Origin of the sequence: Hyphomonas sp. UBA3601 (genome assembly GCF_002375605.1) — a bacterium.
In the GTDB taxonomy this organism is placed as follows: domain Bacteria; phylum Pseudomonadota; class Alphaproteobacteria; order Caulobacterales; family Hyphomonadaceae; genus Hyphomonas.
The window spans coordinates 2,358-4,281 of sequence record NZ_DFME01000066.1; the positions used below are offsets into that span (position 1 = coordinate 2,358).

The following is a 1,924-nucleotide window of genomic DNA, read 5'->3' on the forward strand; positions in this document are numbered from 1 at the left end:
ATCTGGTGCCTGTTTTTCTGGAGGGGGAATCCGCGCTTATCGCGGCGCGCCAGCTGCCGGGTCAGTTGGCCTTTTTCGCCAGTGGCATTGCCTTGTGGCAGGTATGGGGTCGGGCCCAGGCAAAGCCGCTCTGGTTCGGCGTGGTGGGGCTCGCATTGACCTTGCTTTCCTTCGCCCATCCCTGGCTGGAGCCGCTCCGCGCGGCCGGACTGGCGGGCCTGATTGCCTGCCTGGCTTTCCTGCCAGGTCCTGCGCTGAACGCGGCGCGCTTCGGCGATATCAGCTACGGCGTTTACATCACTCATTTTCCGATCCTGCAGGGCCTTGTCATGGTCGGCGCTTTTGCAGCATTCGGCCATGCGGTCGGCTTTACCCTGTCGGCGCTTCTCGTCATCGTGGCCAGCTATGCGCTGTGGCATCTTGTCGAGCGGCGCGCCTTGCGCCCATCCAGCCACTACCGCAAAGTGGCCTCCAACCCTGAACAGGACTGATCCCCATGCGCGATTCCGACTATGATCTCATCACGCTCGAAGCGACGCAGGAAGGCTTGGCGGTTGTCACGCTGAACCGGCCGGATGTGCACAATGCGTTCAATGCCGAGCTGATCGCCGAACTGACCGATGCGTTCCACACCATTGCCGACCAGCGCACCATTCGCATGATGATCCTGCGCGGCGCGGGCAAGAGTTTTTCGGCGGGCGCAGACCTCAATTGGATGAAGCTCGCGGCGATGCATACGCGCGAAGACAATGAGCGCGACGCAATGAACCTCGCCGAAATGCTGCGCACGCTCTACGACATGCCCCAGATGACGCTTGCCCTGGTGCAGGGCGCCGCCATGGGTGGCGGGGCCGGCCTCGTGGCCGCCTGTGACGTCGCTGTGGCGATGAAGGGCACGAAGTTCCGCTTCTCTGAAGTGCGCCTCGGCCTGACCCCGGCGACGATCAGCCCCTATGTGATCGAAGCCATCGGCGCGCGCTGGGCGAAGGCCTTGTTCACCACTGCCGAAACGTTTGATGCCGAATATGCTGAGAAGCTGGGCCTCGTTCAATATGTCGTGGAAAACCAGGCCGAGATGACGGCAATGGAAGAACACCTTGCCGATCTTGTCTTCGCCGCTGCGCCCGGTGCTGTGGCCGAGAGCAAGGCACTGGTGCGCGATGTCTCCGGCGTATTCATCGACAAGGATCTCAGCCAAGAGACATCAAAGCGCATAGCAGCGCGTCGGGTCTCCGATGAGGGCAAGGAAGGCATTGAAGCCTTCCTCGACAAGCGCCCGCCTAGTTGGGGTCGGTAACCAGTACACTGTCTTTGGAGTCCACCGGCAGGCCGAAGTCGGCCAGCAGATTAAGTGTCGCGCTGATCGGGTTTATCCCCGTGAGCGCTTCGATCTGATGCTGGAAGAAATATGCCACGATGCCAAACAGGATGATGTAGATCACGAACTGCATCAGCGACTTCAGCAGGAAGGCACCCGCGCTGCCCGCGACGAAGCCGATGGCGCCGAGGATCAGCGCGCCGGCCACGGGGCTGAGATTGCTGACATCTGCAGCCTGCGTGTAACCAATATAGCCGCCAACGCCGGCGCCGATGACTCCCGCGACACTGCTGATCCGGATTCCTGAAGCATAGGCCATAAGACACTCCCGTGGTTTCTTGGCATTAACCCTTACGACAGCTGGCAGGGGTGTCAAAGGTGGAATTTGGACTGGCAAAGGCCCTTGCCTCGCCCGGTGCGTGCCCCGATTGCGCCGTGTTTCCTGCAGATAGAGGAGGGCATGGAGATACCGGTCCCCGCCCAGACCCGCGCGCAACAACGCCTGCATGCCGCGCGCGCCGCGCTGCATGCGCGCTGCGTGAACGGCCCGGTCAGCCAGACCGTGTTCGAATTTGTGGCCTTCGGCATCAAGCAGGGCTGGGCGTG

Annotated in this window: 3 protein-coding genes; 2 read left to right on the plus strand and 1 reads right to left on the minus strand. The window is 62.0% G+C overall.

Translation table 11 applies throughout. The annotated features are described in order from the left end of the window. Positions 1 to 491 (plus strand): acyltransferase family protein (locus B4F73_RS07050; RefSeq protein ID WP_414651868.1); only part of this gene is annotated, 491 nt, incomplete at its 5' end. Between the two features lie 5 nt (positions 492 to 496). Beyond that, positions 497 to 1,297: an enoyl-CoA hydratase-related protein gene (locus tag B4F73_RS07055; RefSeq protein ID WP_034816662.1), complete on the plus strand. Its 801-nt coding sequence runs from the start codon at positions 497 to 499 to the stop codon at positions 1,295 to 1,297. Here B4F73_RS07055 and B4F73_RS07060 read toward each other — a convergent pair. Next, positions 1,281 to 1,637, minus strand: coding sequence for a hypothetical protein (locus B4F73_RS07060; protein ID WP_034816664.1), 357 nt, complete (start codon positions 1,635 to 1,637; stop codon positions 1,281 to 1,283). The genes B4F73_RS07055 and B4F73_RS07060 overlap by 17 nt on opposite strands. Between the last annotated feature and the right edge of the window lie 287 nt (positions 1,638 to 1,924).